The 26,481-nt window shown below is 67.6% G+C and carries 25 protein-coding genes; 7 read left to right on the forward strand and 18 right to left on the reverse strand.

Annotated features, from left to right (window positions below):
* Nucleotides 1-618, reverse strand: coding sequence for a tetratricopeptide repeat protein (locus C3942_RS16340; protein ID WP_104231428.1), 618 nt, complete (start codon nucleotides 616-618; stop codon nucleotides 1-3).
* Nucleotides 619-662: 44 nt separating this feature from the next.
* The gene (gene mrcB, locus C3942_RS16345) at nucleotides 663-2,954 is read right to left on the reverse strand and encodes a penicillin-binding protein 1B (RefSeq protein ID WP_104231429.1); all 2,292 of its coding nucleotides are present in this window, start codon (nucleotides 2,952-2,954) and stop codon (nucleotides 663-665) included.
* Nucleotides 2,955-3,161: 207 nt separating this feature from the next.
* Between mrcB and C3942_RS16350 the strand changes: the two genes are divergently transcribed.
* The 3 genes from C3942_RS16350 to C3942_RS16360 all read left to right on the forward strand — a co-directional run bounded on the left by C3942_RS16350 (nucleotide 3,162) and on the right by C3942_RS16360 (nucleotide 6,363).
* Nucleotides 3,162-3,788, forward strand: a complete 627-nt coding sequence (locus C3942_RS16350; RefSeq protein ID WP_104231430.1) for a DUF47 domain-containing protein — start codon at nucleotides 3,162-3,164, stop codon at nucleotides 3,786-3,788.
* A 276-nt stretch (nucleotides 3,789-4,064) separates the two neighbouring features.
* Nucleotides 4,065-5,057, forward strand: a complete 993-nt coding sequence (locus tag C3942_RS16355; RefSeq protein WP_104231431.1) for an inorganic phosphate transporter — start codon at nucleotides 4,065-4,067, stop codon at nucleotides 5,055-5,057.
* 196 nt (nucleotides 5,058-5,253) lie between these two features.
* Nucleotides 5,254-6,363, forward strand: a complete 1,110-nt coding sequence (locus C3942_RS16360) for a 3-deoxy-7-phosphoheptulonate synthase (protein WP_104231432.1) — start codon at nucleotides 5,254-5,256, stop codon at nucleotides 6,361-6,363.
* 63 nt (nucleotides 6,364-6,426) lie between these two features.
* On the opposite strand, the gene phoU is transcribed toward C3942_RS16360, so the two are convergent.
* The 9 genes from phoU to phoB form a co-directional block, all read right to left on the reverse strand.
* Nucleotides 6,427-7,146 carry a phosphate signaling complex protein PhoU gene (gene phoU / locus C3942_RS16365; RefSeq protein ID WP_104231433.1) on the reverse strand — a complete coding sequence of 240 codons (720 nt, stop codon included), beginning with the start codon at nucleotides 7,144-7,146 and terminating at the stop codon, nucleotides 6,427-6,429.
* Nucleotides 7,147-7,299: 153 nt separating this feature from the next.
* Nucleotides 7,300-8,100, reverse strand: coding sequence for a phosphate ABC transporter ATP-binding protein PstB (gene pstB, locus C3942_RS16370; protein ID WP_207766122.1), 801 nt, complete (start codon nucleotides 8,098-8,100; stop codon nucleotides 7,300-7,302).
* 88 nt (nucleotides 8,101-8,188) lie between these two features.
* The gene (gene pstA, locus C3942_RS16375; protein ID WP_104231434.1) at nucleotides 8,189-9,913 is read right to left on the reverse strand and encodes a phosphate ABC transporter permease PstA; all 1,725 of its coding nucleotides are present in this window, start codon (nucleotides 9,911-9,913) and stop codon (nucleotides 8,189-8,191) included.
* Nucleotides 9,914-9,929: 16 nt separating this feature from the next.
* Nucleotides 9,930-12,197: an ABC transporter permease subunit gene (locus tag C3942_RS16380; RefSeq protein WP_104231435.1), complete on the reverse strand. Its 2,268-nt coding sequence runs from the start codon at nucleotides 12,195-12,197 to the stop codon at nucleotides 9,930-9,932.
* A 166-nt stretch (nucleotides 12,198-12,363) separates the two neighbouring features.
* Nucleotides 12,364-13,542, reverse strand: coding sequence for an OprO/OprP family phosphate-selective porin (locus C3942_RS16385; protein WP_104231436.1), 1,179 nt, complete (start codon nucleotides 13,540-13,542; stop codon nucleotides 12,364-12,366).
* Between the two features lie 80 nt (nucleotides 13,543-13,622).
* Entirely contained in the window at nucleotides 13,623-14,582 is a 960-nt protein-coding gene (locus tag C3942_RS16390) for a PstS family phosphate ABC transporter substrate-binding protein (protein ID WP_104231437.1), read from the reverse strand.
* Between the two features lie 136 nt (nucleotides 14,583-14,718).
* Complete coding sequence (locus C3942_RS16395) at nucleotides 14,719-15,681, reverse strand: PstS family phosphate ABC transporter substrate-binding protein (protein WP_104231438.1); 963 nt, start codon at nucleotides 15,679-15,681, stop codon at nucleotides 14,719-14,721.
* Nucleotides 15,682-15,719: 38 nt separating this feature from the next.
* Entirely contained in the window at nucleotides 15,720-17,123 is a 1,404-nt protein-coding gene (gene phoR / locus C3942_RS16400) for a phosphate regulon sensor histidine kinase PhoR (protein ID WP_243393638.1), read from the reverse strand.
* The gene (phoB, locus tag C3942_RS16405; protein ID WP_207766118.1) at nucleotides 17,124-17,816 is read right to left on the reverse strand and encodes a phosphate regulon transcriptional regulator PhoB; all 693 of its coding nucleotides are present in this window, start codon (nucleotides 17,814-17,816) and stop codon (nucleotides 17,124-17,126) included.
* 251 nt (nucleotides 17,817-18,067) lie between these two features.
* On the opposite strand from phoB, the gene C3942_RS16410 reads away from it, so the two are divergent.
* The 4 genes from C3942_RS16410 (at nucleotide 18,068) to C3942_RS16425 (ending at nucleotide 20,871) form a co-directional block, all read left to right on the forward strand.
* On the forward strand, nucleotides 18,068-18,664 hold the full coding sequence (locus C3942_RS16410) for a peroxiredoxin (protein ID WP_104231440.1): 597 nt from the start codon (nucleotides 18,068-18,070) through the stop codon (nucleotides 18,662-18,664).
* An 83-nt stretch (nucleotides 18,665-18,747) separates the two neighbouring features.
* Entirely contained in the window at nucleotides 18,748-19,701 is a 954-nt protein-coding gene (gene trxB / locus C3942_RS16415) for a thioredoxin-disulfide reductase (RefSeq protein WP_104231441.1), read from the forward strand.
* Between the two features lie 97 nt (nucleotides 19,702-19,798).
* Entirely contained in the window at nucleotides 19,799-20,407 is a 609-nt protein-coding gene (locus C3942_RS16420) for a glutathione S-transferase family protein (RefSeq protein ID WP_104231442.1), read from the forward strand.
* Entirely contained in the window at nucleotides 20,407-20,871 is a 465-nt protein-coding gene (locus tag C3942_RS16425) for a C40 family peptidase (protein WP_104231443.1), read from the forward strand. Before C3942_RS16420 ends, C3942_RS16425 begins: the two co-directional genes overlap by 1 nt.
* Nucleotides 20,872-20,968: 97 nt before the next feature.
* On the opposite strand, the gene thiL is transcribed toward C3942_RS16425, so the two are convergent.
* Genes thiL through nrdR form a run of 7 tightly spaced genes read right to left on the reverse strand, consistent with a single transcriptional unit; the run spans nucleotide 20,969 to nucleotide 26,330 of the window.
* Entirely contained in the window at nucleotides 20,969-21,904 is a 936-nt protein-coding gene (gene thiL, locus C3942_RS16430) for a thiamine-phosphate kinase (protein WP_104231444.1), read from the reverse strand.
* Between the two features lie 6 nt (nucleotides 21,905-21,910).
* Nucleotides 21,911-22,366 (reverse strand): transcription antitermination factor NusB, encoded by a 456-nt coding sequence (gene nusB, locus C3942_RS16435; protein WP_104231445.1) that lies wholly within the window; start codon nucleotides 22,364-22,366, stop codon nucleotides 21,911-21,913.
* A complete protein-coding gene (gene ribH, locus C3942_RS16440; RefSeq protein ID WP_104231446.1) occupies nucleotides 22,363-22,854 on the reverse strand; it encodes a 6,7-dimethyl-8-ribityllumazine synthase in 492 nt (163 codons plus the stop codon). Before ribH ends, nusB begins: the two co-directional genes overlap by 4 nt.
* Before the next feature lie 2 nt (nucleotides 22,855-22,856).
* Complete coding sequence (ribBA, locus tag C3942_RS16445) at nucleotides 22,857-24,008, reverse strand: bifunctional 3,4-dihydroxy-2-butanone-4-phosphate synthase/GTP cyclohydrolase II (protein ID WP_104231447.1); 1,152 nt, start codon at nucleotides 24,006-24,008, stop codon at nucleotides 22,857-22,859.
* Nucleotides 24,005-24,604: a riboflavin synthase gene (locus C3942_RS16450; RefSeq protein ID WP_104231448.1), complete on the reverse strand. Its 600-nt coding sequence runs from the start codon at nucleotides 24,602-24,604 to the stop codon at nucleotides 24,005-24,007. Before C3942_RS16450 ends, ribBA begins: the two co-directional genes overlap by 4 nt.
* 14 nt (nucleotides 24,605-24,618) lie before the next feature.
* Nucleotides 24,619-25,809, reverse strand: a complete 1,191-nt coding sequence (ribD, locus tag C3942_RS16455; RefSeq protein ID WP_243393639.1) for a bifunctional diaminohydroxyphosphoribosylaminopyrimidine deaminase/5-amino-6-(5-phosphoribosylamino)uracil reductase RibD — start codon at nucleotides 25,807-25,809, stop codon at nucleotides 24,619-24,621.
* On the reverse strand, nucleotides 25,806-26,330 hold the full coding sequence (gene nrdR / locus C3942_RS16460) for a transcriptional regulator NrdR (RefSeq protein ID WP_104231449.1): 525 nt from the start codon (nucleotides 26,328-26,330) through the stop codon (nucleotides 25,806-25,808). Before nrdR ends, ribD begins: the two co-directional genes overlap by 4 nt.
* Between the last annotated feature and the right edge of the window lie 151 nt (nucleotides 26,331-26,481).

Genomic DNA, 26,481 nt, shown 5'->3' on the forward strand with positions numbered 1-26,481 from the left:
CTATGGCGCCGCGCCCGAGACCGCGGCCTGCAGGGCCGCCACGCGGTCCTGGGCCAGTTGGGCGCCGACGGTATCGCCGCGCGCGGCACGCGCAGCGCGGATGGTCTTCCAGTTCTCCAGCTCGGCGTAGACGTTGCCGCGCGCGAGGCTGTTGGACTTGTTGGCGACGCTCTCGGCCTGGTCGTAGTTCTTCTGGTCCAGGTAGGCCTGGGCCATGGCGGACCAGACGAAGTAGTTGCGCGGCTCGATGCGCAGTGCACGTTCCAGCGAGGCCTGCGCCTGCTGCGGCTGGCCGGCGGCGCGCTGGCTGCGCGCCTGGCGCACCAGGGCGGTCACGGCCTGGCCGCTGACGGCTTCCGCCGAGCGCGGCGCGCTGGGCGGCGGCGGCGTCACCACGATGGGCTCCTGCGGCACCATTTCCGGCACCTGCGGCGGCAGCGGCGAAGGCATGCCCGGCACCGGCTCGGAGGGCAGGCTGGGGCGCTGCGGCACGGTCGGGGCCGGCTTGCTGCCGGGCTGCTCCGGATAGGGCCAGGACCGCTCGCGCTTGGCCGGCGGCGTGGCGCAGGCGCTCAGCACCAGGGCGGTGAGGCTCAACAGCAGGACGCGCAGCGGCATGGGACTCTCGGCGGGGGCGATCCGCCTCATTCTAGCGCGCCGGTCTACTCAAAAATATCGCGCAGCCACTGCATCGGCGCCGATTGCGCGGCGTTGGCGCAGGGCGCGAACTGCTCGGGGGCGTATCCCCGGATGTAGGGCACGCTGCGCGCACCCGGGCAGCCCTCGTCGGCCTTCAGGCCGCTGGCCGGGTCCACCAGCTGCTCCTCGACGTCCGGCGGCGGCACCGGGTCCAGGCCGCGGGCATTGAGGTCCTTCATGACCTGCGTCCAGATCGGCAGCGCACCGTTGGCGCCGGACAGGCCGGTGGGCTTGTTGTCGTCGCGCCCCACCCAGATCACGGCGACGCGGTCGGCGCCGAAGCCGGCGAACCAGCTGTCGCGATAGTCGTCGGTGGTGCCGGTCTTGCCGGCAAAGGCGCGGTCGCCCGGCAGCACGCTGTAGGCCGAGCGCGCGGTGCCCTGCGTCAGCACGGCCTGCAAGGACCAGTTCAGCAGGTAGACCGGCCCCTCCGGCAGCGTCTGCTTCAGCTTGATCTGCGACTGCGACAGCGGCTTGCGGTCCAGGGTCTGCACCTGGCGGATCGAGGACAGGGAGGCCTGGTAGCCGCTGGCGGCCAGCGTGCCGTACATCTGCGCGACTTCCAGCGGCGAGATCTCCACCGCGCCGAGGAACATCGAGGGTACCGGCGCGGCGTCGCCGCTGTAGCCGGCCGCGACCAGGGTGTCGCGCATCGCCTTGGCGCCGAACTGCAGGCCCAGGTAGACCGTCGGCAGGTTGTAGGACTGCGCCAGCGCGTTGACCAGCGGCTGCGGGCCGTGCAGCTGGCGGTCGTAGTTCATCGGCGACCAGGGCTTGGAGCCGGCGCGTTCCAGCGTGATCGGCTCGTCGGGCAGGATGCTGTAGACGTTGAAGCGGTCCGGGTGCATCAGCGCCGTCAGGTAGACGAAGGGCTTGGCCAGCGAGCCGATGGAACGGCGCGAATCCAGGGCGCGGTTGAAGCCCGCATAGCGGGTGTCGCGGCCGCCCACCAGGGCCAGCACCTCGCCGCCGTCGACGCTGGTGACCACGCCGGCCGCCTCCAGCGTGTCCGCCTTCATCTTGCGGTTCTTCTCCAGCTGGGGCATCGCCGCGGAGATGCGCCGCTCCAGCGATTCCTGCGCACGGGGCTCCAGCGTGGTGAAGATGCGCAGGCCCTCGCTGACGAGGTCCTCCTTGCGGTACTGCAGCTCGAGCTGGCGCTTCACCAGCTCGACGAAGGCGGGGTAGCGCTCGACGCCGCTGCGGCCGCCGGCCAGGCCCAGCGGCAGCTTCACCGCCGCCTCGTATTCCGGCTCGGTGATCAGGCCCTCTTCGCGGAACACATCGAGCACCAGGTTGCGGCGTTCCAGCGCGCGCTTCGGGTTGCGCCGGGGGTTGTAGTAGGACGGCCCCTTGACCAGCCCCACCAGCAGCGCCACCTCGTGCGGCTGCAGCTCGCCCAGCGGCTTGTTGAAATAGAAGTGCGCGCCCAGGCCGAAGCCGTGCACGGCGCGGTTGCCGTCCTGGCCCAGGTGCACCTCGTTGAGGTAGCCCTCGAGGATCTCGTCCTTGCTGTAGTGGACCTCCAGCAGCACGGCCATGAAGGCCTCGTTGATCTTGCGCTGCCAGGTCTGCTCGCTGCCGAAGAAGAAGTTCTTGACCAGCTGCTGGGTCAGCGTGCTGCCGCCCTGCACCACCCGCCCGGCACGCATGTTGGCGATGCTGGCGCGCAGGATGCCCTTGGGGCTGACGCCGAAGTGATGGCGGAAACCCTGGTCCTCGACCGCCAGCAGGCCCTTGGACATCAGCTCCGGCACTTCCGACAGCTTGACCAGCACGCGATCCTCGCCCTGCTTGGGGTAGATGCTGCCGATCAGCATCGGGTCCAGGCGCACGATGTCGCGCGGCGCGCCGGCCTCCAGGTCGTAGACCTGGGAGACGTTGCCGTCCTCGCCCCACTGGATGCCCAGCTGCAGGCTCGGCTGCGGGCCATCCCAGAAGTCGAAGGCGCGGGTCTGCACCTGCAGGCCGGCCTTGCCGGCGGCATAGGTGCCCGGCCCCTGCAGCTCCGAGGCCTCGCGGTAGCCCAGGCGGGCCAGTTCGTGGCGCAGCGGCTCCCTTTCCAGGTTCAGGCCGGGGTAGAGCTCGGCCGGCGCGGCATAGACCTGCGCCGGCAGCTGCCAGCGGGAGCCGGCGAACAGGTCCCGGACGCGCTTGTCCAGGGTCAGCAGGTAGGCGGAAAAGGCGACCAGGCCGACGCTCAGGATCAGCAGCAGCGAGGACAGGATGAAGGCTTTGAGCTTGCGGGGGGCCATAGGCGGCGCAGTGTACTGATCCGCCCTGATCAGGCCAAGAACTTGATATTAAAAGGCAAGAAGTCGGCCAAGGGGCCTGAACGAAGGCTGAATCGAGCCGCCAAGATGACAAAAATGTGACAATGGGAGGCCGCCTCCCCTATCCTTCGCGCCCTTCGCGGGGGCTGGGAAGGCCGGCCCCTTATTCTGGAAACACAGGAGCAGCAAATGTTCGGACGCCTGATGCCCAAAGAAGGGCGCTTCTTCGAGTTCTTCGTCGAACATGCCGAACAGTTGGTCCTCGGCGCCACGGAACTCAAGGCGCTGATGGCCAACGTCGGCGAGCTGAGCATCCGCAAGCGCAACATCGAGACCATCGAGCACGCGGCGGACAAGATCACGCATGAAACCATGCACCTGCTGCACCAGACCTTCATCACCCCGCTGGACCGCGACGAGATCCACCAGCTGATCACGCGGATGGACGACATCCTCGACCTGATGGAAGACGTCTCCCAGTGCATGTTCCTGTACGACATCGACCATGTCACCGAGGAGGCCGGCCATCTCGCCGCGATCTGCCTGGAAAGCACCGAGCGTGTGCGCGAGACGGTCAAGCTGCTGCCGGACATGAAGAACGCCCAGACCATGCTGGACCAGTGCAAGGTCATCGACCGCCTGGAAAGCGATGCCGACCACGTCATGCGCTCGGCCATGGCCAAGCTGTTCCGCGAGGAAGCCGACACCCGCCAACTGTTCAAGATGAAGGAAATCTACCAGTTGCTGGAATCGGTGACGGACCGCTGCCAGGACGTCGCCAACATCATCGAAGGCATCGTGCTGGAAAACAACTGAGGGCAAGAGCCTATCCGTGAGTAAAACACACACGCGTTGCTGCCAGAAATCGCGCCAGGCCCAGCCGGGCGACGCGCGGTTGGGTGGACCCAATAAGCGGCGGCCGGCGCCGCATGGCGCGATTTCCGGCGCAACCCGGAGGGACGGGGCCGTTTTCGCGCCCCGCGGCCCCTATCGCCCCTTATGTACGTCAAGTACACGCGGGTCGATAGGGTTAGCGGGACACGAAAACGGCACGCCGTCGCGTGCGTGTTTTACTCACGGACAGGCTCTACGATGACCCTCGAAATCGTCATCCTGCTGGTCATCATGGCCCTGCTGTTCGACTTCATGAACGGCTTCCATGACGCGGCCAACTCCATCGCCACGGTCGTCTCCACCGGCGTGCTCAAGCCGCAGTGGGCCGTGCTGTGGGCCGCCAGCTTCAACTTCATCGCCTACTTCATCTTCCCGCTGAAGGTCGCCGCCACCATCGGCAAGGGCACGATCGATCCCTCGATCATCGACCACTACGTCATCTTCGGCGCCCTCACCGGCGCCATCGCCTGGAACCTGATCACCTGGTGGTACGGCCTGCCCTCCTCGTCCTCGCACGCCCTGGTCGGCGGCCTGGTCGGCGCCGGCGTGGCCAAGGTGGGGACCGGCGCGCTGATCAAGGCCGGCCTGTTCAAGATCGTGGCCTTCATCGTGGTGGCGCCGCTGCTGGGCTTCCTGCTGGGCTCGCTGCTGATGCTGGCGGTATCCTGGCTGTGCTTCCGCAGCAACCCGCGGCGGGTGGACCGGCGCTTCCGGCGCCTGCAGCTGTTCTCGGCCGCGCTCTACAGCCTGGGCCACGGCGGCAACGACGCGCAGAAGACCGCCGGCATCATCTGGATGCTGCTGATCGCCGCCGGCATGACCAGCGCGGCCGATCCGGTCCCGACCTGGGTGGTGTTCTCCTGCTACATCACCATCGCCCTGGGGACCATGTTCGGCGGCTGGCGCATCGTCAAGACCATGGGCCAGAAGATCACCAAGCTCAAGCCGGTGGGCGGCTTCTGCGCCGAAACCGGCGGCGCCATGACGCTGTTCTTCGCCACGGCCCTGGGCATCCCGGTGTCCACGACCCACACGATCACCGGCGCCATCGTCGGCGTCGGCTCCTCGCGCAAGGTCTCGGCCGTGCGCTGGGGCGTGGCCGGCAGCATCGTCTGGGCCTGGGTGCTGACCATCCCCGCTTCCGCCTTCATCTCGGCGGTGGCCTGGGGCATCGGCCACCACTATTTCTAGGACCGGCGGCGAGCGTGCTATAGTCGGGGCCATGTCGATCTCGCGCGCCTATTACTTTGGCTACTTCTGGTCTCCGGCTTCCGGCGGACGAAGGGCGCGCGCGTAACAGAACCGACAACGCTTCCCAGACAACCGCCGGCGCGAAAGCCCCGGCGGTTTTTTGTTTTATGGCCCCGACCCCGACAGAGAGCCCCACATGAACCCCACCGATCCCAGCGACTGGCAGCCCAGCGTGGAAAAGACCAGCGGCACCGACGACGAACGCATCAAGGACATCAACGTGTTGCCCCCGCCCGAACACCTGATCCGGTTCTTTCCCATCCGCGGCACCGCGGTGGAGACGCTGGTCAAGGACACCCGCAGCCGCATCCAGGACATCATGGCCGGCCGCGACGACCGCCTGCTGGTGGTCATGGGGCCCTGCTCCATCCACGATCCCGCCTCGGCGCTGGAGTACGCGCGGCGCCTGCGTGCCGAGCGCGAGAAGTACGCCGGCACCCTGGAGATCGTGATGCGCGTGTACTTCGAGAAACCGCGCACCACGGTCGGCTGGAAGGGCCTGATCAACGACCCCTACCTCGACGAGAGCTGCCGCATCGACGAGGGGCTGCGCATCGCGCGCCAGCTGCTGATCGACATCAACCGCCTGGGCCTGCCCGCCGGCAGCGAATTCCTGGACGTGATCTCGCCGCAGTACATCGGCGACCTGATCTCCTGGGGTGCCATCGGCGCGCGCACCACGGAAAGCCAGGTGCACCGCGAACTGGCCTCCGGCCTTTCGGCCCCCATCGGCTTCAAGAACGGCACCGACGGCAACATCCGCATCGCCACCGACGCGATCCAGGCGGCCTCGCGCGGCCACCATTTCCTGTCGGTGCACAAGAACGGCCATGTCGCCATCGTGCGCACCCAGGGCAACCGCGACTGCCACCTGATCCTGCGCGGCGGCAGCGCGCCCAACTACGACGCCGCCAGCGTGGAAGCCGCCTGCAAGTCCCTGGAGGCCTCCGGCCTGCCGGGCACGCTGATGGTGGACTGCAGCCACGCCAACAGCGCCAAGCAGCACCAGCGGCAGATCGACGTGGCGCGCGACATCGCCGGCCAGCTGGCCGGCGGTTCGCGGCGCATCTTCGCGGTGATGGTGGAAAGCCACCTGCAGGCCGGCGCCCAGAAATTCACGCCGGGCAAGGACCCGGTGGCCGGGCTGGAATACGGCAAGAGCATCACCGACGCCTGCATCGGCTGGGACGACTCGGCCGGCGTGCTGGAGACGCTGTCGGAGGCCGTGCGGCGCCGCCGCGGCTGAGCCCAACAAAAAGGGCGCCGGATTCCGGCGCCCTCTTCCTTCCCGCGGCCAAGCCGCGGCGGATCAGCTGCTTTCCTTGACCTGGCGCTCCACGTCCTCGAGCGGCAGGTGGCGCACGTCCTTGCCCTTGACGAAGTAGATCACATACTCGGCGATGTTCTTGGCGTGGTCGCCGATGCGTTCCAGCGCGCGCACGCTCCAGATGATGTCCATCACGCGGCGGATGGTGCGGGGGTCCTCCATCATGAAGGTGATGCACTGGCGCAGCAGGGCCTCGTACTCGCGATCGATCTGCTGGTCCTCGCGGGCCACGGCCAAGGCCGTCTCGGCATCCATGCGGGCAAAGGCATCCAGGGCGTCGTGCACCATCTGCGAGACATGGCGCGACAGGTGCTGCACCTCGACCATGCCGTCGGAGAAGCGCTCCTGGTGCGACAGGTCCGAGGCCATGCGGGCGATCTTGTTGGACTCGTCGCCGATGCGCTCCAGGTCGGTGATGGTCTTGATCACCGCGTAGACCAGGCGCAGGTCGCTGGCCGTGGGCTGGCGCCGGGCGAGGATGCGCGAGCACTCCTCGTCGATGTAGACCTCGAGCTGGTTGACCTTGGCATCGGCGCGCATCACTTCCTGGCCCAGGGCATGGTCGGCATCCATCAGCGCGCGGGTCGCGTCGATGATCTGCTGCTCGACCAGGCCGCCCATGGCGAGGACGCGCTGGCGGACGTCTTCCAGCTCGGCATTGAACTGGCTCGAGATGTGGGTCTTGTAACCGGGGGTGTTCATGTTATTACCCTCTGCGCTTCAAAGATTAAAGCGATGTGTCTGTTGTTGCCGTCCATGGCGAGACCTCTCAGGGAGATCTGTCCCCCGCCCGGCCCTCCATGGCCGGGCCTTCGACCGCGCGGCGAAGTCCACCGGACTTCGCAAAGCGCGTCCTCAGCCATACCGCCCCGTGATGTAGTCCTCGGTCTGCTTCTTCGCCGGCTTGGTGAAGAGCTGGTCGGTGTTGCCGTACTCGATCAGGTCGCCCACGTACATGAAGGCCGTGTAGTCCGACACGCGGGCGGCCTGCTGCATGTTGTGCGTCACGATCACGATCGTGTAGTTGTTCTTCAGCTCGGTGATCAGTTCCTCCACCTTCAGGGTGGAGATCGGGTCCAGCGCCGAGCAAGGCTCGTCGAGCAGGATCACGTCCGGCTGGATGGCGATGGCGCGTGCGATCACCAGGCGCTGCTGCTGGCCGCCGGAGAGGCCCAGGGCGGAATCGTCGAGGCGGTTCTTCACCTCCTCCCACAGTGCGGCGCCCTTGAGCGCCCATTCCACGGTCTCGTCCAGCGTGCGCTTCTTGTTGATGCCGGCCAGGCGCAGGCCGTAGGCCACGTTCTCGTAGATGCTCTTGGGGAACGGGTTCGGCTTCTGGAACACCATGCCGACGCGGCGGCGCAGCATGGCGATGTCCACGTCGCGGTCGAAGATGTTCTTGCCGTCGAGGCGGATCTGGCCTTCGATGCGGCAGCCGTCGATCAGGTCGTTCATGCGGTTGAAGCAGCGCAGCAGCGTCGACTTGCCGCAGCCCGACGGCCCGATGAAGGCGGTCACCTTCTTCTTCGGGATCTTCATGCTGACGCCGTGGAGCGCCCGCTTCTCGCCGTAGTAGAGGTTGAGGTTGTCCACCTCGAGCGCAATCGTCTCGTCCTCGAGGCGCATCGGCGCGTGCTCGCGGGCGATGGCGTCCATGTCGAGGCCGTGGGTCAGCGAGGTCTTTTCTTGAACACCGGTCATGGCTTTGTTTTCCATTGGGGTTTCGCGCGTCAGGGGCCTGGGCTCAATGTTCCAGCGCCTTGTAGCGTTCGCGCAACTTGTTGCGGATGCGGATGGCCGAAAGGTTCAGCAGCAGGATCACCAGGACCAGCAGGAAGGCCGTGGCGTAGACCAGCGGCCGCGCCGCCTCGACGTTGGGGGACTGGAAGCCCACGTCGTAGATGTGGAAGCCCAGGTGCATGAACTTGCGCTCGAAATGCACAAAGGGCACGTTGCCGTCCAGCGGCAGGCTGGGAGCCAGCTTGACCACGCCCACCAGCATCAGGGGGGCCACCTCGCCCGCCGCGCGGGCGATGGCCAGGATCAGGCCGGTCATCATCGCCGGCGAGGCCATCGGCAGCACCACCTTCCACAGGGTTTCGGCCTTGGTGGCGCCCAGCGCCAGGGAGGCCTCGCGAATGGAGCGCGGGATGCGGGCCAGGCCTTCCTCCGTGGCCACGATCACCACCGGCAGGGTCAGCAGCGCCAGGGTCAGCGAGGCCCAGAGGATGCCCGGGGTGCCGAAGGTCGGCGAAGGCAGGCCTTCCTGGTACAGCGCCTTGTCGATGTTGGCGCCGACGAAGTAGACGAAGAAGCCCAGGCCGAACATGCCGAACACGATGGACGGCACGCCCGCCAGGTTGTTCACGGCGATGCGGATCGCCTGGGTCAGCGGCCCCTGCTTGGCGTACTCGCGCAGGTACAGGGCGGCCAGGATGCCGAAGGGCGTGACGATCACCGACATGATCATCACCATCATCACGGTGCCGAAGATGGCCGGGAAGATGCCGCCCTCGGTGTTGGCCTCGCGCGGCTCCTCCGAGACGAAATGCCAGATGGCGCCGAGGAAGAAGCCGATCTTCGGGAACAGGCCCATGTCGTTGGGACGGTAGCCCTGGATCAGCTTGGACAGCGGCAGCGTCACCTCCTGCCCGTCCACGGTCTTCATCACCAGCGCGTCACGGCCCATCTCGGCGTTGAGCTGGTCCAGTTCCGTGCGCAGGACCTCGTACTTCTCGTTCTCGGACTTGCGCTTGGCCTCGATGGCGGCGAAATCGGCGGCGTTGCGCTCCGGCGTCTTTCCGTCCAGTTCCAGGCGGCGCTGCTGCAGGCGCAGGCGCTCCAGGTCATAGTTGACCGCGCCGATCTTGCCCTTCTCGATGTCGCGGACCTTCCCGCGCAGGTCGTTCACGCGATCCTGGCGCTCCTGGTAGCCCTTCCAGGCTTCCTCGCCGCTGGCGACGACCTTGTCGCCCTCCTTGAGGGCCACCACGAAGCCGTGGAAGTTGCCCCATTCCATGCGCTCCAGCACGGTGGCGTCCTTCGGCTGCGAGCGCTCCACCAGCCAGTCGGACAGCACGTAGCGGAAGTCCACGCCGCCCAGGTCGCGGTTGGCGATCTTCAGCAGCAGGCGGTCGTAGAGCGGCTGCTTCTCGTCCACCGGCAGGCCGGCATTGAGCAGGCGCGCCGTGGTCACTTCCTCGGAGCTGCGGATCTCGGCCAGCAGGTGTTGCTGCTCCTTGCCCGGCTCCTTGTAGGTGGCCTGCACCAGGTCGGCCGGCCAGAAGTGCGGCAGGCCGCGCGCAGCGGTCAGCAGCAGCAGCGCCACGGTGATGATGAAGGCGACCGAGATCGCCGCGGCCGTGACCCACACGTAGGGGGCGCCCGACTTGACGTAGGCGCCGACGCTCTTGGTGTCCCGTGCGACCAGGTCGTAGTTGGCGGCCTGCAGTTCGGCTGGCTTTTCCATGTTCTGTCAGCTCAGATCAGAGGTTGCTGTAACGCTTGCGCAGGCGCTGACGCACGACTTCTGCCAGCGTGTTCAGCACGAAGGTGAACAGGAACAGCACCAGGCCTGCGAAGAACAGCAGCCGGAAGTGCGTGCTGCCGACCTCGGACTCCGGCATTTCCACGGCGATGTTGGCCGCGAAGGTACGCATGCCCTGGAACAGGCTGAAGTCGGTGACCGGGGTATTGCCGGTGGCCATCAGCACGATCATGGTCTCGCCCACGGCGCGGCCCAGGCCGATCATGATGGCCGAGAAGATGCCCGGCGAGGCAGTGGGCAGCACCACCCCCACCAGGGTCTGCCACGGCGTGGCACCCAGGGCCAGCGAGCCCAGCGACAGCTGCTTGGGCACCGAGAAGATGGCGTCCTCGGCGATGGAGAAGATCACCGGGATCACGGCGATGCCCATGGCGATGCCCACCACCAGCGCGTTGCGCTGGTCGTAGCCGATGCCCAGGGTATGGTCCATCCAGCCCTGCATGTTGCCGCCGAAGGCCACGGCCTCCAGGGGCTTGGCGATGGCGAAGCAGAACCACACCACGAAGGCGATCACCGGGATCAGCATCGCGGCTTCCCAGCCCGCCGGCGTGCGCAGGCGGATGGAGCGCGGCATGCGCGTCCAGACGTAGCCGAACAGCGGGATCGACAGCGGCAGCAGCAGCAGCGTCAGGAAAACGCCCGGCAGGTTGGTTTCCACGAAGGGTGCCAGCCACAGGCCGGCGAGGAAGCCCAGGATCACCGAAGGCAGTGCCGCCAGCACCTCGACCGAGGGCTTCACCACCTGGCGCATCTCGGGCGACATGAAGTTGGCGGTGAAGATCGCTCCCAGCACCGCCAGCGGGATGGCGAAGATCATGGCGTAGAACGCGCCCTTGACCGTGCCGATCGACAGCGGCGTCATGCTGAACTTGGGCTCGAAGTCGGACGAGGCCGAGGACGACTGCCACAGCCACTTGGGCTCGTCGTAGCTCTCGTACCAGATCTTGCCCCACAGCGCCTTGAGCGAAACCTCGGGGTGCTCGTTGTGCACGTCGAAGCCGGCCAGCTTGCCGTCGGCGCCGAGCACGGCCAGGTACTGGGCGCGCGGGTTGAAGCTGAGGAATTGCACCGGCCCGTCGAGGACCTTGCGCTCCTCGATCATGCGCTCGGCGGTGGCATAGAACAGGGCGACATGGCCCTCGCTGTCGCCCACGGCGAAGCCGCGGCGGCGCATCTCGGGACCGATGGCGGTCACCGGCTTGCTGCCCGGCAGGTCGAACTCGCGCACCCGGGCCAGGTAGGTGTTGCCGTCCTTGTCACGGGCCGGGAACCACTGCGACACGACGCCATTGGCCTGGGCCACGACGATGGAGATGCCGCCGGCCAGGTAGCGCGCATCCTCGATGGCGGCACCGGCCTCGTAGATGTGCACCAGCTTCGGCGCATTGGCGCCGTCGAGCTTGTAGAAGGCGATCTTGCCGGCCTCGCGGTCGATCACGTACATCCAGCTCAGCAGCGGCTCGATCAGCAGCAGGTCGGGCGCGACCGCGGGAGCGAAGACGCTCTCGGAGCCGACGTCGAAGCTGACGTCGCCCATCAGCGACTCCTGCTTCTCGTAGGCCCGCAGATGCACGGAGCCGGCCGCATCGGCCGCCGCCATCAGCAGGGTGCCGCGTTCCTCGCGCAGCGCCAGGCTATGGCCGCCTTCGCTCATGAAGGCCAGCGGCGTCTCGCCGAAGGGATACTCGACGTCCGGCGTGATGACGCGCTTGTCGTTGGGGTAGCTGACCAGGTACTTGTGGCGGAACACCAGCACGGAGCCGTCGGCCAGCTGGGCACCGATCGAACCGGCCTCGGCCGACAGCTCGCGCGCCGAGACGATGCCCTGGCCGCCTACCGGCAGCTGCACCTGGCCGCGCTCCTTGCCATCGTAGAGATCGAAGAAGGCCACCGCGCCGGAGTCCATCAGGCGCATGCCGACCTCGCCCTGCTCTTCCGCCGCGAAATACAGGGTCTTGCCCTGGCCGCCCGGCAGCGCGAATTCCTGGCGCTGCTTGAGTTCGGCACCGCGGAACAGGGGGGCCACCTCGGACAGCAGGTAGATGAAGATCAGCATCAGCGCCACGATGACGCCGAGGCCGCCGATCCAGACCACCCACTTGGCCAGGTTGTCCTTGAGGTACCGGCCCTGCATGCCCGCCGCCTTGCCGCCGACGATGGAGTGCTCGAGGGTCGCTGCAACCGGAGAGACGCGGGTTTCGCTCATGTGATCGGCGAGGCCTGGTGGTGACCGGCCGGCCCGGCGGGCCCGCGGTCGAAAAACGGTGAGATCGTCACTTTTCCAGAAAGCTGCCGGATTCTAGCAGCCCTCTGGGAAAGTGCCCGGCGCGGGGAACCCCGCGCCGGGACCTTGAAGCGAACCCCTGCCCGGCTTAGAAGCCGAACTGGGTACGGACCTGGAACACGCTGGCCTCGACATCGGCGCCGGCGAACGGCGAGACGTTGCCCTGGAGGTACTCGAACATGAAGCGGACGTTCGGGTTGACGAACCAGTTGGCGCCGACGATCCAGTAGGAAATCTCTTCCGCAGCCGGACCGGTGCCTTCGGAGCCTTCCATCACGTCATAGCGGGCCTTGAGTTCCCAGGCGCCCATCGCGCCGTTCGGCTTCGGCGACTTGAAGACGGCCTTCTTGGCGTCGTAGGGCTTGGACTCGCCGGTCAGCATGTAGCTGGCCTGCACGTACCAGGTGTCGACGTCCTCGTCCTCGGTGGCCTCGTTCTTGTAGTCGGCCATCACGTACTCGGCCTGACCGTAGATCGGGCCGGCCTTGCCGGCGAGTTCCAGGCCGAACGCCGTACGCTCTTCCGGGGTGGTGGCGATGGCCGTAGCGCCCGCGATGCGACCGAACTGGCGGCCGCTGGCGGTACGGGTCACGGCACCGGTGCCGTTGTCGCTCGGGTGGTCGCTGCTGGCGCTGAGGCCCAGGTGCAGCACGGTCTCGTCGCTCAGGATCGGAGCGAAGGTCACGCGGGCAGCGCCGCCGACGCCTTCGGTGGCCGCCGCGTCTTCGTTGCGCAGGCTGTAGGCCGAGATGCCGTAGGTCCAGTTGGCACCGCCGCCGTCCAGGAACAGGCCCTGGGCGAACTGGTTGCCGGTGAACACGCCGGAAGCGGTGGCGAACGGACGCTCCATGAAGTCGATTTCGTTGGAGCTGGTCAGCTCTTCCATGCCACGGTAGGGCTTGGCCTGGCCGATGCGCAGATTCTGGTCGAACACCTTGGTGCCGATCCACATTTCGCGGAAGCCGCCGCCAGCAGCAGCGCCGGTGAAGTCGTTTTCGAACTTGTAGCTCCAGCCGTAGGCCTTGCCTTCCATCGTCAGACGGGCGCGGCGGAAACCGGTGGTGCTGATGAGGCCGGGCGAGCCCAGGTCATCGTCATCCGTGGCCAGGTAGCCGTCGAACTGGATGCGGCCACCGATCTTCATCTCGAAGCGGCCATCGTCGGTCTTGACGACCAGGCCACCCTTGGTCTCGGCCTTGTCGGCCATCGCCGGCGTGGCGACAGCGCCAATGAAAGCGGCAAGGGCCGCATACTTCAGGTTGCTCACGTAATTCTCCCGTTGAGTTTGTCGCTTGGTAACTTGAATGGAACCCGGGGTCGCGCCCCGCAGACCCCGGGTTCAGGCACTTACTTCAGCTTGGCCAGTTCCTTCTCGGCCAGCTTCGCAGGCAGGGGGATGTAGCCGTCCTTCTCGACGACCTGCTGGCCCTTCTTGGAGAGGACCATCTTGATGAACTCCAGCTCCAGCGGAGACAGCGGCTTGTTCGGCGCCTTGTTGACGTACACGTAGAGCACGCGGGCCAGCGGGTACTTGCCGGAGACGGCGTTCTCCTCGGTGGCTTCCTCGAGCTCGCCGCCGTCCTTGGTCGACAGCGGAACCGCGCGCACGCCGGAGGTCTTGTAGCCAATGCCCGAGTAGCCGATGGCATTCAGGCCGGTGGCCACCGACTGCACCACCGAGGCGGAACCCGGCTGCTCGTTGACGTTGTTCTTGAAGTCACCCTTGCACAGGGCGTGCTCCTTGAAGTAGCCGTAGGTGCCCGACACCGAGTTGCGGCCATAGAGCTGCACCGGCTTGGAGGTCCAGTCGCCGGTCAGGCCGAGGTCGCCCCAGCGCTTGACGTCCTTGCCGCCGCACTTGCGGGTGGCGGAGAAGATGCCGTCGACCTGCGAGATCGACAGGCCCTTGATCGGGTTGTCCTTGTTGACGAACACGGCCAGCGCGTCGATGGCCACGCCGATGGCGGTGGGCTTGTAGCCGTACTTCTGCTCGAAGGCCTGGATTTCCTGGTCCTTCATGGTGCGCGACATGGGGCCGAAGTTGGCGGTGCCCTCGGTCAGCGCCGGCGGCGCCGTGGAGGAGCCGGCACCCTGGATCTGGATGTTGACGCTCGGGTAGAGGCGCTTGAAGTCCTCGGCCCAGAGGGTCATCAGGTTGTTCAGCGTGTCGGAACCCACGCTGGAGAAGTTGCCCGTGACGCCCGACGTGGACTTGTAGTCCGGCAGGCCGGCATCCACCGCGGAGGCGGCGGTCGTCGCAAGACCCGCGGCAAGACCCAGGGCGGCGGCAATGGCTTTCAGTTTCATCTCTTTCCTCGGTTGAAGGGATGCTTCAAAAACGCCGCGAGTGTGGGCGTCACCGATGAAAGGCTTATGAACGAAAGATGACAGTATTGTTACAACACCCCCATTACAGGCCGGATGCGAGGGTTTGAAGGCCAGTTCAGCGCAGTTTGGCCAGTTCCCGGGCGGCCAGGGCGGCCGGCAGGGGCACGTAGCCGTCCTTAAGCACCACCTGTTGTCCCTCTCGTGACAGCACCAGGCGCATGAACTCCGCCTCCAGGGCCGGCAGCGGGCGGTTGGGCGGCTTGTTGACATAGACATAGAGCGTCCGGGACAGCGGGTAGCGCCCGGACAGGGCGTTCTCGGCGCCGGGCTCGTAGGCCGGCCCGCCCGGCTTCTTCGCCAGCTTCAGCATGCGCACCCCGGCGGTGCGGTAGCCGATGCCGGAGTAGCCCAGGGCCGTGGGGCTGGTGGAGACGGACTGCACCACCGAGGCCGAGCCCGGCTGCTCGTTGACGCGATCCTTGAAGTCGCCCTTGCAAAGCGCCTTCTCCTTGAAATAGCCATAGGTGCCGGACACCGAGTTGCGGCCATAGAGCTGCACGGTCCGGGCACCCCAGTCGCCCCCCAGCCCCAGGTCTCCCCAGCGCAGGGCGGCGTGGCGGGCCCCGCAGCGCAGGTTGGGGGAGAAGATGGCATCGACCTGGGTCATGTCCAGGCTCTGCAGGGGGTTGTCCTGGTTGACGAACAGCGCCAGAGCGTCGATCGCCACGCCCACCGCCGTGGGGGGATAACCGTGCTTCTGCTCGAAGGCCTGGATCTCCTGGCTCTTCATGGCCCGCGACATCGGTCCGAAGTTGGCGGTGCCCTCGGTGAGCGCCGGCGGGGCGGTGGACGAACCGGCGCCCTGCACCTGGATGTTGACGCTGGGATGGTGGCGCTTGAACTCCTCGGCCCAGAGCGTCATCAGGTTGTTGAGCGTGTCGGAGCCGATGCTGCTGAAGTTGCCGGACAGTCCCTTGGCGGGCTGGTAGGGCGGCAGAGCCGGATCGAGGTTCGCGGCCGCGGAGAACGACAGCAGGACGGCGGACAGGGCCAGGCCGATGCGGGACAGGTGGTTCATGGGACGCATGATAAGTCATGCGCCCGGCCCCGCTGCCGCTAGGCGGCGCTGACCCCCTGCTCCAGCCGGGCCGGCAGCCGCTCTACCCGGTGCACCGGGAAATGGCAGATGAAGCTGCTTCCCACGCCCAGCTCGCTCTCGATCTCCAGCCTGGCGTCGTAGCGCTCCAGGGCATGCTTGACGATCGACAGGCCCAGGCCGGTGCCGCCGCTGGCCCGGGAACGGCCCACGTCCACGCGGTAGAAGCGCTCGGTCAGGCGCGGAAGGTCCTTCTCGCTGATGCCGATGCCGGTATCGGCCACCGAAAAGCGTGCGCCTTCGGGTGCCGCCTCCCAGCGCACGCGGATCACGCCGCCGGCCGGCGTATAGCGCACGGCATTGGACAGCAGGTTGGTGAGGATGCTCTGCAGCTCGGCCTCGCCGCCCACCAGCCCGATATCGGCCTGGATCTGGGCCTCGAAGCGATGATTGCCCCGCGACAGCGCCCGCACCTCGTCCAGGGTGCGCTGCAGCAGGGTCGGCACGTCGAGATGATCGTCCTTCATGTGGGAGCTGTCGGCTTCCAGGCGCGCCAGCTTGAGCATGTCGTTGACCAGGGCCTCCATGCGCACCGCCTGGTTGCGCATCTCCAGCAGGGGGCCGCGCCAGGCTGCCAGGCCATTCTTGCCCTGGGCCTCCGGCTCCATCATCTCCAGGTAGCCGCGCAGCACGGTCAGCGGCGTGCGCAGCTCGTGCGAGGCATTGGCGACGAAATCGCGCCGCGCCGTCTCCAGGCGCCTCAGTTCCGAGACGTCGCGCACGATCAGCAGGCGCTGGTTGTTGCCGTAGGGAATGATGCGCAGCGACAGGGTCTTGGCACGGTTGACCGGCGACGGGGCCTCCACCTCGCCGGAGAACTCGCCGCTGCCGAAGTAGTCGGTGAAGGCCGGGTGGCGGATCAGGTTGGGGATGCGCAGGCCCACGTCCTGCGGCGAGCGCAGGCCCAGCAGCGTCTGCGCCGCCTGGTTGAACCAGGCGATCTCGCCCCGGCTGCCCAGCACCACCGCACCGTCCGGCAGTGCGGCGGTGGAAGCCTGGAACTCCGCCAGCATCGCGGTCAGGCGGCGCTTCTTCTTGCGGTTCTTGCGCTGCAGGTCCAGCAGCAGGTCGTAGATTTCGCCCCAGATGCCGCCGCTGTCCGGCAGCTCCACGGTCTTGGGCGACATCAGCCAGCCGCGCAGGATCGCCAGGTGCCGCAGATGCGAGGCCAGGAAGCCCGCGAGCACGAACAGCACCGCGATCAACGCGTGGTCGAACAGCCAGCCCAGCGCGGCACCGACCAGCGCCAGGACCCCCAGCTTCAGCAGCTCATGGCGCCAGGTCTCGGCCAGGCGCGCCTGCCGCAGCGTGGGGTTGGCGGTCGGCCTGGCGGCCGGTTTCGGCGCCTCCGGCCGGACAGACACTTAAAACTTCTCGGAGAAGCGGTAGCCGGTACCGCGCACCGTCTGGATCATGTCGGCGAAGCCGAAGGGCTCCAGTGCCTTGCGCAGCCGGCGGATATGCACGTCGACCGTGCGCTCCTCGACGTAGACGTTCTGCCCCCAGACACGGTCCAGGACCTGCTCGCGGGTGTAGACGCGCTCCGGGTGGCTGACGAAGAAGTGCAGCAGCCTGTACTCGGTGGGCCCCAGGCGCACCGGCTGGCCCTTGGCGGTGACGCGCTGGCTGGCGGCATCGACCTCCAGGCCATTGACCGCCAGGCGCTCCTCCTCGCCGCCCGGCGTGGAACGGCGCAGCACCGCCTGGATGCGCGCGATCAGCTCGGGGAAGGAAAAGGGCTTGGAGACGTAGTCGTCGCAGCCCACGTTGAGGCCGCGGATCTTGTCCTCTTCCTCGGCCCGGGCGGTGACCATGATCACCGGGATGTCCTTGGAGGTGGGCTGGGCCTTGAGCTCCCGGGTCAGCTCGACGCCGGTCACACCCGGCATCATCCAGTCCATCAGGATCAGGTCGGGGCGTTCGTCGGCGATGCGCAGGCGTGCCTCCTGGGCACTGCCGGCCTCCGCCACGCGGAATTCGGCCCGGCTCAGCGCGAAACGGATCATTTCGCGGATGGCGGCCTCGTCTTCTACTACCAGGATGAGCTTGCCTTGCATTGCCATGACTCGATTACACGTCACCCGTAATCTATTGGCAACATGTTACAGACAGGTTAACAAACCCCTTGATATTCACCGATTTCGCCATATTTCATGAAAATGACATGAAGTGCCGGTGACCGCAAAGCCATACCGATTGGCTATCGCCGGCATTGGAACGAATGTTTTGACCTATGGGGCCCCGATGCTTAGCATCGCCGCTCGACCCGGAGTCCCGGGCCCAAGGTCCCCAAGCCGAGGATTCCACCATGAGCGTACTCGTCAACCGCCCCGCCCCCGACTTCAAGGCCCAGGCCGTCCTGGGCGACGGCAGCATCGCCGAGATCAAGCTGTCCGACTACCGGGGCAAGTACGTGGTCCTGTTCTTCTGGCCGCTGGACTTCACCTTTGTCTGTCCCTCCGAGATCATCGCCCACGAGAATCGCCGCAAGGCCTTCGAAGAGCGCGGCGTGCAGCTGGTCGGCGTGTCGATCGACAGCCAGTTCACGCATTTCGCCTGGCGCGACACCCCGGTCAACAAGGGCGGCATCGGGCCGGTCGGCTTCCCGATGGTGGCCGACGTGCGCCACGAGATCGTCCGCGCCTACGGCGTCGAGCACCAGGACGGCGTGGCATTCCGCGCCACCTTCCTGATCGACAAGGACGGCGTGGTGCAGCACCAGCAGGTCAACAACCTGCCGCTGGGCCGCGAGGTGGACGAAATCCTGCGCCTGGTCGATGCCCTGCAGTTCACCGAGCAGTACGGCGAAGTCTGTCCCGCCGGCTGGAAGAAAGGCGACGCGGGCATGAAGCCCACCGCCGCTGGCGTGGCGTCCTACCTGGCCCAGCACGCCAAGGAACTCTGAGGGACAATCGGCCCTCTGCGTTGTCACCTGGGGCCGGGCAACCGGCCCCAGTCGTCTTGCCTACATCCTTTTAGAGAACCACCATGACTGTCCAGCACCTCCCCCTGATCATCCTCGGCTCCGGGCCCGCCGGCTACACCGCCGCGGTCTACGCCGCGCGCGCCAACCTGAAGCCGACGATGATCACCGGGCTCGAAGTGGGCGGCCAGCTGATGACCACCACCGAGGTCGACAACTGGCCCGGCGACGTCCACGGCCTGATGGGCCCGGACCTGATGGCGCGACTGCAGCAGCATGCCGAGCGCTTCGACACCAAGATGGTCTACGACCACATCCACGCCGTGGACTTCAAGAGCAAGCCTTTCCGCCTGACCGGCGACCAGGGCGAGTACAGCTGCGACGCGCTGATCATCGCCACCGGCGCCAGCGCCAAGTACCTGGGCCTGGACAGCGAAACCGCGTTCCGCGGCAAGGGCGTGTCCGCCTGCGCCACCTGCGACGGCTTCTTCTACAAGGGCCAGGACGTGATCGTGATCGGCGGCGGCAACACCGCGGTCGAGGAGGCCCTGTACCTGGCGAACATCGCCAACCACGTCACCATCGTGCACCGCCGCGACAAGTTCAAGGGCGAGAAGATCCTGCACGACAAGCTGTTCAAGCGGCGTGACGAGGGCAAGGTCACCATCGTCTGGGACTCGACGCTGGACGAGGTGCTGGGCGATGCCAGCGGCGTCACCGGCGCACGCATCCGCAACGTCAAGGACGGCAGCACGCGGGAAATCGCGGCCAAGGGCGTGTTCATCGCCATCGGCCACCAGCCGAACACCTCGATCTTCGAGGGCCAGCTGGAGATGAGCGACGGCTACATCAAGGTGCAGTCCGGCAGCCAGGGCAATGCCACCGCCACCAGCGTGCCGGGCGTGTTCGCCGCGGGCGACGTGATGGATCACGTCTACCGCCAGGCCGTCACCTCCGCCGGCACCGGCTGCCAGGCAGCGCTGGACGCGGAGCGCTACCTGGACAAGCTGAACGGCTGACCCCGGACACGGGACACGCGGGCGCGGCCGCAGGGATACAATCCCTGCGGCCGTTTTGCATTCCGAAGCGCCGGACACGCAGCACAGGAAAACAACGATGATGAAGCTGTACTGCTCCAGGACCTCGCCCTACTCGCGCAAGGTGCGCGTCGCCATCGAGGAGCTGCGCCTGTCGGACCAGGTCGAGGAAGTCGAAACCGATCCTTACAGCCCGCCGCCGGAACTGCTGGCCGCCAACCCGCTGTCGCGCATTCCCACGCTGATCACCGACAAGGGCGAGGCCCTGCCCGACTCCGACCTGATCATCGAGTACCTGGACGCCAAGTACCACGGCCTGGCCCCGCTGCCGCGCGGCACCAAGCGCTGGACCGCGCGACGGCGCCAGAAGATCGCCCAGGGCGTGATCGACGCCGCCGCCGCCACCGTGCAGGAGAAGCGGCGCCCGGAAAGCATCGTCTACCACAGTTTCCTCGACCGCCAGGCCGCAGCCATCCGGCGCAGCCTGGAACTGCTCAACCTCGAGGCCCATGCGCTGCTGCAGGACGAGAAGCCCAGCGTGGTGGAAATCACCACCGGCGTCGGACTGGCCTACCTGGACTTCCGCATGCCCTACCTGGAATGGCGCAAGGAGTTCGAGGCGCTGGACCGCTGGTTCAGCGAGTTCGCGCGCCGCCCGTCGATGGTCAAGACGCAACCGCCGGCCTGATGCGTACCCTGCTCGCCCTCGGCCTGGCACTGCTGCTGTCCGGCTGCCTGTCCTTCGGCGGCGGCAGCGGCCGCTCCCGCGAGGAGGTCGAGCGCCTGCGGCAGACGATCGTGGTCGACGCACTCGGCCAGATCGGCCGCCCCTACCGCTACGGCGGCAACAATCCCGACGGCTTCGACTGCAGCGGACTGGTGCAGTATGTCTTTGCCCAGTCCGGCGTGAAGCTGCCGCGCAGCTCGCGCGAGCAGAGCGAGATCGGCAAGGAGATCGACCTGGACGATGCCGAACCGGGCGACCTGCTGTTCTACAGCTTCACCGGCGGAAGGATCGACCATGTCGCGGTCTACCTGGGCGATGGGCAGGCCGTGCACGCCCCGGCCAGCGGGCGCCAGATCATCGTGGCTCCCGTGGCGCAGAAGTACTGGATGCAGAAGTTCGTCGAGGCCCGGGACGTGCTGAACTAGGGCCTGTTAACACCACGGCCGTCGCAGCGACGGCCGCGGTGTTAACAGGCCCTAGCCCGTGGGGGCGGCCTTGGCCGCTCCCCACAAGTCGGCGATCTCAGAAGTGCCGATAGCCGCAGGCATCCTGCGGTTGCGTGCTGCCGGAGACGTCGACGCTGCGCAGCCCCGGTTGCGCCGTGATGCGCCCGATCTGCGTCAGCGGCACGTCCAGGCGCTGCTGCGCCTCCTCCAGCGCCTCCGGCGGCAGGCAGACGCAGAGTTCGTAGTCGTCTCCGCCCCGCAGCATCAGTTCCGTCCGGTCCGCCGCGGGCGCCAGGCCATTGAAATGGGAGGACGCCGGCAAGGCGCGCAGGTCGATCTCCGCCCCTACCCCGCTGGCGGCCAGGATATGGCCCAGGTCACCCGCCAGTCCGTCGGAGAGGTCCAGGGCCGCAGTCGCCAGGCCGCGCAGCGCCAGGCCGGCCTTCAGCCGGGGTTCGGGGCGGTCCAGGCGCCGGCGCAGCGGGGGCGGCAGGCCGGGTTGGTCCAGCAGCTTCAGGGCCAGCGCCGCGTCGCCCAGCGTGCCGGTGACGCAGACGAGGTCGCCCGCGCGCGCGCCGTCGCGGCGCAGGGCCTGGCCGGGGGGCACCTCCCCCATCGCGGTGATCGTGATGCTCAGCGGACCCCGCGTGGTGTCGCCACCGACCAGGGCGATGCCGCTCGCCGTGGCCAGCTCGCGCAGTCCGGCGGCGAAGCCGGCCAGCCAGTCCGCATCGGCCACCGGCAGGCTCAGCGCCAGCGTGAACCAGCGCGGCTCGGCGCCCATCGCGGCGAGATCGGACAGGTTGACCGCCAGCGCCTTCCAGCCGATATCGGCGGGCGCCGTGGCCTCGGGGAAGTGGCGGCCCGAAATGAGGGTGTCGGAAGTGACCGCGAGTTGCCGGTCCGGCGACGGCTGCAGCAACGCGCAGTCGTCGCCGATGCCCAGCAGCACGTCGGCGCGCGCGGGGCTCAGGCCGGCGAAGTGACGGCGGATGAGCGCGAACTCATCCATGCGGGCCTACAGGCCTGCCTGCATCTCGGCACTGCGGGAACTGCGCGCCAGCTTGTCGAGCACGCCGTTGACGAACTTGAAGCCTTCCTCGGCACCGAAGGTCTTGGCCAGGTTCACAGCCTCGTTGACGGCAACCTTCCAGGGCACGTCGGGGCAGTGCTGGAGCTCATAGGCGCCGAGCAGCAGGATCGCGTGCTCCACCGGATCGAGCTGGTTCAGCGGGCGGTCCAGGTGCGGCGTGATAGCCACCGTCAGTTCCGGAGCATGCTCGACCACGCCGGTGAGCAGCAGGTCGAAGTACGCCGGGTCGGCACGGCCCAGGCCCTCCTCCTGTTCGCGAAACTGCCGGAGCAGAACCTCGGGGAAGGTCTCGTTGATCAGCCACTGGTACAGCGCCTGTACGGTCAGGCGGCGCGCCAGGCCACGGCGGGACTGCGGCAGGCCGCTCTCGTTGCCGCTCATGCCAGGCTCCGCACGAGGCGCAGCATCTCGAGCGCCGCCGCGGCAGCCTCGTAGCCCTTGTTGGTCTTGCCCGGGCCGGCACGCTCCCAGGCCTGCTCGACGGTATTCACCGTCAGCACGCCGAAGCCTACCGGACCGCCGGTGCGCAGCTGCACGTCCATCAGGCCGCGGGCGCATTCGCCGGCGACGAAGTCGAAGTGCGGCGTATCGCCGCGGATCACGGCGCCGAGCGTCACCACCGCATCGGCCTCGCCGCTGTCGAGGATGGTCTGCGTCGCCAGCGGGATCTCATAGGCCCCGGGCGCGTGGTAGACCTTGACGTTGTCGTCCGCCACGCCCCAGTCGCGGCAGCATTCGCGCGCACCCTGGTCCAGGGCAGCGACGATGTCGGTGTTCCAGCGCGTTGCCAGCAGCGCGACGCGCACCCCGGCGAATTCCTTCTTGCCCGGCTTCTTCGGCGCCGCGTAACCGGTCTTCAGCTTCTTCATTCCTACTTCTTCTCGGGAACCACGTAATCCACCACCTCCAGGCCGAAGCCGGAGATGGCCTGCATGCGGTAATGCGAGGACAGCACGCGCATCTTGCGCACGCCCAGGTCGAACAGGATCTGCGCGCCGATGCCGTAGGTGCGCAGCATCGGCCGCGAGTCGTGGTGCTCCTCGGCGGCTTCCTTGTTCAGGGAGATGATCTGCTGCACCAGTTCGCGCGGCGCCTCGGGCTTGCGCAGCAGCACGACCACGCCGCTGCCCTCCTCCGCCACGCGCTTGAGCGCCAGGCGCAGCGGCCAGGCGAAGTCCTCGTGCTGCACGCCGAGCACGTCCTGCAGGGTATTGCGGATGTGCACGCGCACCAGCGCCGGCTTGCTGCTGTCGATGTCGCCGCGGACCATGGCCAGGTGCACGGTGTTGTCGATCGAGTCCTGGTAGGTCACCAGGCGGAAGTCGCCGAACTCGGTCGTCACGTGGGTCTCCGCCACGCGCTCGATGGTGTGCTCGTTGTGCAGGCGATAGCGGATCAGGTCGGCGATGGTGCCGATCTTGAGGCCGTGCTGGCGCGCGAACACTTCCAGGTCCGGACGGCGCGCCATGGTGCCGTCCTCGTTGAGGATCTCCACGATCACCGCGGCCGGCTCGAAGCCGGCCAGGCGCGCCAGGTCGCAACCCGCCTCGGTATGGCCGGCGCGGGTCAGCACACCGCCCGGCTGGGCCATCAGCGGGAAGATGTGGCCCGGTTGCACCAGGTCCTCGGGGCGCGCATCCTTCTTCACCGCCGCCTGCACCGTCACGGCGCGGTCGTAGGCGGAGATGCCGGTGGTGACGCCCTGCGCCGCCTCGATCGACACGGTGAAGGCCGTCTTGTGGCTCTCCTCGTTGCGCGACACCATCTGCGGCAGGCGCAGCTGGCGGCAGCGCTCCTGCGACAGCGTCAGGCAGATCAGGCCGCGGCCGTAGCGCGCCATGAAGTTGATGTCCTCGGGCCGCACGCATTCGGCGGCCATGATGATGTCGCCTTCGTTCTCGCGGTCCTCGTCGTCCATCAGGATCACCATCTTGCCGGCCTTGAGGTCGGCGATGATGTCCTCGGTGGAATCCAGCCCGCGCGGACGCGACACGGAATCGATGTTCGTTACTTTCTGGTTCATGCTTCGTTCCTCGCGGCCAGCAGCCGCTCCAGGTAGCGCGCGATCTGGTCCACCTCGAGGTTGACCGGATCGCCCACCGCCAGACCGCCCAGCGTCGTATGGGTCAGCGTATGGGGGACGATGTTAACCCCAAACCGGCTGCCCTCGACCTCGTTCACGGTCAGGCTGATGCCGTCGATGCAGATCGAACCCTTGCGGGCGATGTAGCGGGCCAGTTCGGCCGGCGCCTCGAACTGCATGCGCCAGGACCGGGCCTCCTCGTGCTTGCCGACCAGCCGGCCGACGCCGTCGACATGGCCGGAGACCAGGTGTCCGCCCAGCGGCTTGGAGGGCGTCAGGGCACGCTCCAGGTTCACCGCCTGCCCTGCCTGCCAGCGCCCGGCCGTGGTCAGGTTCAGGGTCTCGGCCGACAGGTCGGCGATGAAATGGTCGTCGCTGAACTCCACCGCCGTCAGGCAGACGCCGTTGACGGCGATGCTGTCGCCCAGGCCGCTGCCCTTCAGGTAACCCGGCGCCTGGAAGCGCATGCGGCGGTCGCCGCCCACGGTCTCCACGCTGGCGATACGCCCGAGGGCCTCGATGATCCCGGTGAACATGTTCCCTACCTCACTCAAGCCGGGTGCAGCGTCAGGCGCAGGTCCGCGCCCAACTGCCGCACTCCGGCAAACCGCCAATTCAGTCGCTGCGACAGCGTCTCCAGGCCTGGCAGCGTCGCGAAGGGCCGCGCCTCATGGCCCAGGAAGCTCGGCGCCACATAGGCCACGACCTCGTCGACCAGCCCGGCCTTCAGGAAGGCCCCCGCCAGGCGCGGACCGCTTTCCAGCAACAGCTCATTGACCTGCTTATGCCCCAGCACCTGCAGGGCCGCCGCCAGGTCCAGGGCGCCGCTGGCATCCGTGGCACAGACCAGGCGCTCGACACCGGCCGGAGCGGCGCCCTCGCCTGCGGTCAGCCACAGGCGCCGGGCACCCTCGGCCCAGACCCTCGCCGTGGCCGGAACCTGGGCACGGGTATCCAGGACCACCCTGTCGGGCTGCCGGAGATAAGGAAGCGTGCCTTGAATGGCACTGTTCCCCCCGGCAGGTGATGCCATGGATGACGTCACGGGGAGTACTTCCGCCCCTACCGTCGCGCCACGGACGGCGGCACCGGGGTCAGCAGGGAAACCACGCACGGTCAGCCGCGGGTCGTCGGAGCGCACCGTCCCCGGCCCGGTCATCACGGCACCGGCCTCGGCGCGCAGACGGTGCACGTCGGCCCGCGCCTCGGGGCCGGTGATCCACTGCGATTCGCCGGAGGCCATGGCGGTACGGCCATCCAGGCTCATGCCCAGCTTCAGCGTCAGCCAGGGCCGGCCACGGGTCATGCGCGAGACGAAGCCGCGGTTGAGCCGCTGCGCGTCATTTTCCAGCAGGCCGGACTCGGCGGCGATGCCGGCGGCGCGCAGCCGCTCCAGGCCCTGGCCGGAAACCAGCGGATTGGGATCCTGCATCGCCGCCCAGACCTTGGCCACCCCTGCCTGGACGAGGGCGTCCGCGCAGGGGGGCGTACGGCCATGGTGACTGCAGGGTTCCAGGGTGACGAAAACCTCGGCGCCACGAGCGCGTTCGCCAGCTTCGCGCAGGGCGTACACCTCGGCATGCGGCTCGCCGGCTCGCTGGTGCCAGCCCTCGCCCACCACGGCACCGTCCTTGACGATGACGCAGCCGACGCGGGGATTGGGATGGGTGCCGTAGCGGCCGCGCTCCGCGAGCCGCAGCGCGCGCGCCATCCACTGCGCGGCCTGTTCCGGCGTGGTCACTTCTTGGGACGCGCGGCGGAGGCTTCCGCCTCGATCAGCGACATCTGCGAGCGCCGCTGCTCGGCGGTCGGCATCTTCTGCAGCTTCTCGATCTCCTCGCGGAAGGCGTTGACGTCCTCGAAACGGCGGTAGATCGACGCAAAGCGCACGTAGGCGACGTGATCGAGGTCGCGCAGTTCCTCCATCACCCAGTCGCCCAGCAGGCGCGAGGGCACCTCGCGCTCGGTGGAGGCGCGGAGCTTGCGCTCCACGCTCTCGATGGCGTGGTCCATCTGCTCGGCCGTCACCGGCCGCTTGTAGCAGGCGCTCTCGATGCCGCGGCGCAGCTTGTCCTCGGCGTAGGGCTCCGGATCGCCGCTGCGCTTGATGATGTTGGGCATCTGCAGCTGCGCCTTCTCGAAGGTCGTGAAGCGACCGTCGCAGGTCTCGCACTGGCGGCGACGGCGCACCTGGGTGCCGTCCTCCGCCAGCCGCGAATCGATCACGCGGGTGTCAGGTGCCTTGCAGAACGGGCATTGCATCGTCTTGGCGCCTTGCCCGGGTGACCGCTCAGGCGGCCTTCCTGACCGAGCCGTACACCGGGAACCCGGCGCAGAGCTGCTCGACCTCGCCGCGGACGCGGGCGATGACCGCCTCCACGTCGCCGCCGGCGCTCATGGCATCGACGATGTC

Origin of the sequence: Solimonas fluminis (genome assembly GCF_002930645.1) — a bacterium.
Classification (GTDB): domain Bacteria; phylum Pseudomonadota; class Gammaproteobacteria; order Nevskiales; family Nevskiaceae; genus Solimonas_A; species Solimonas_A fluminis.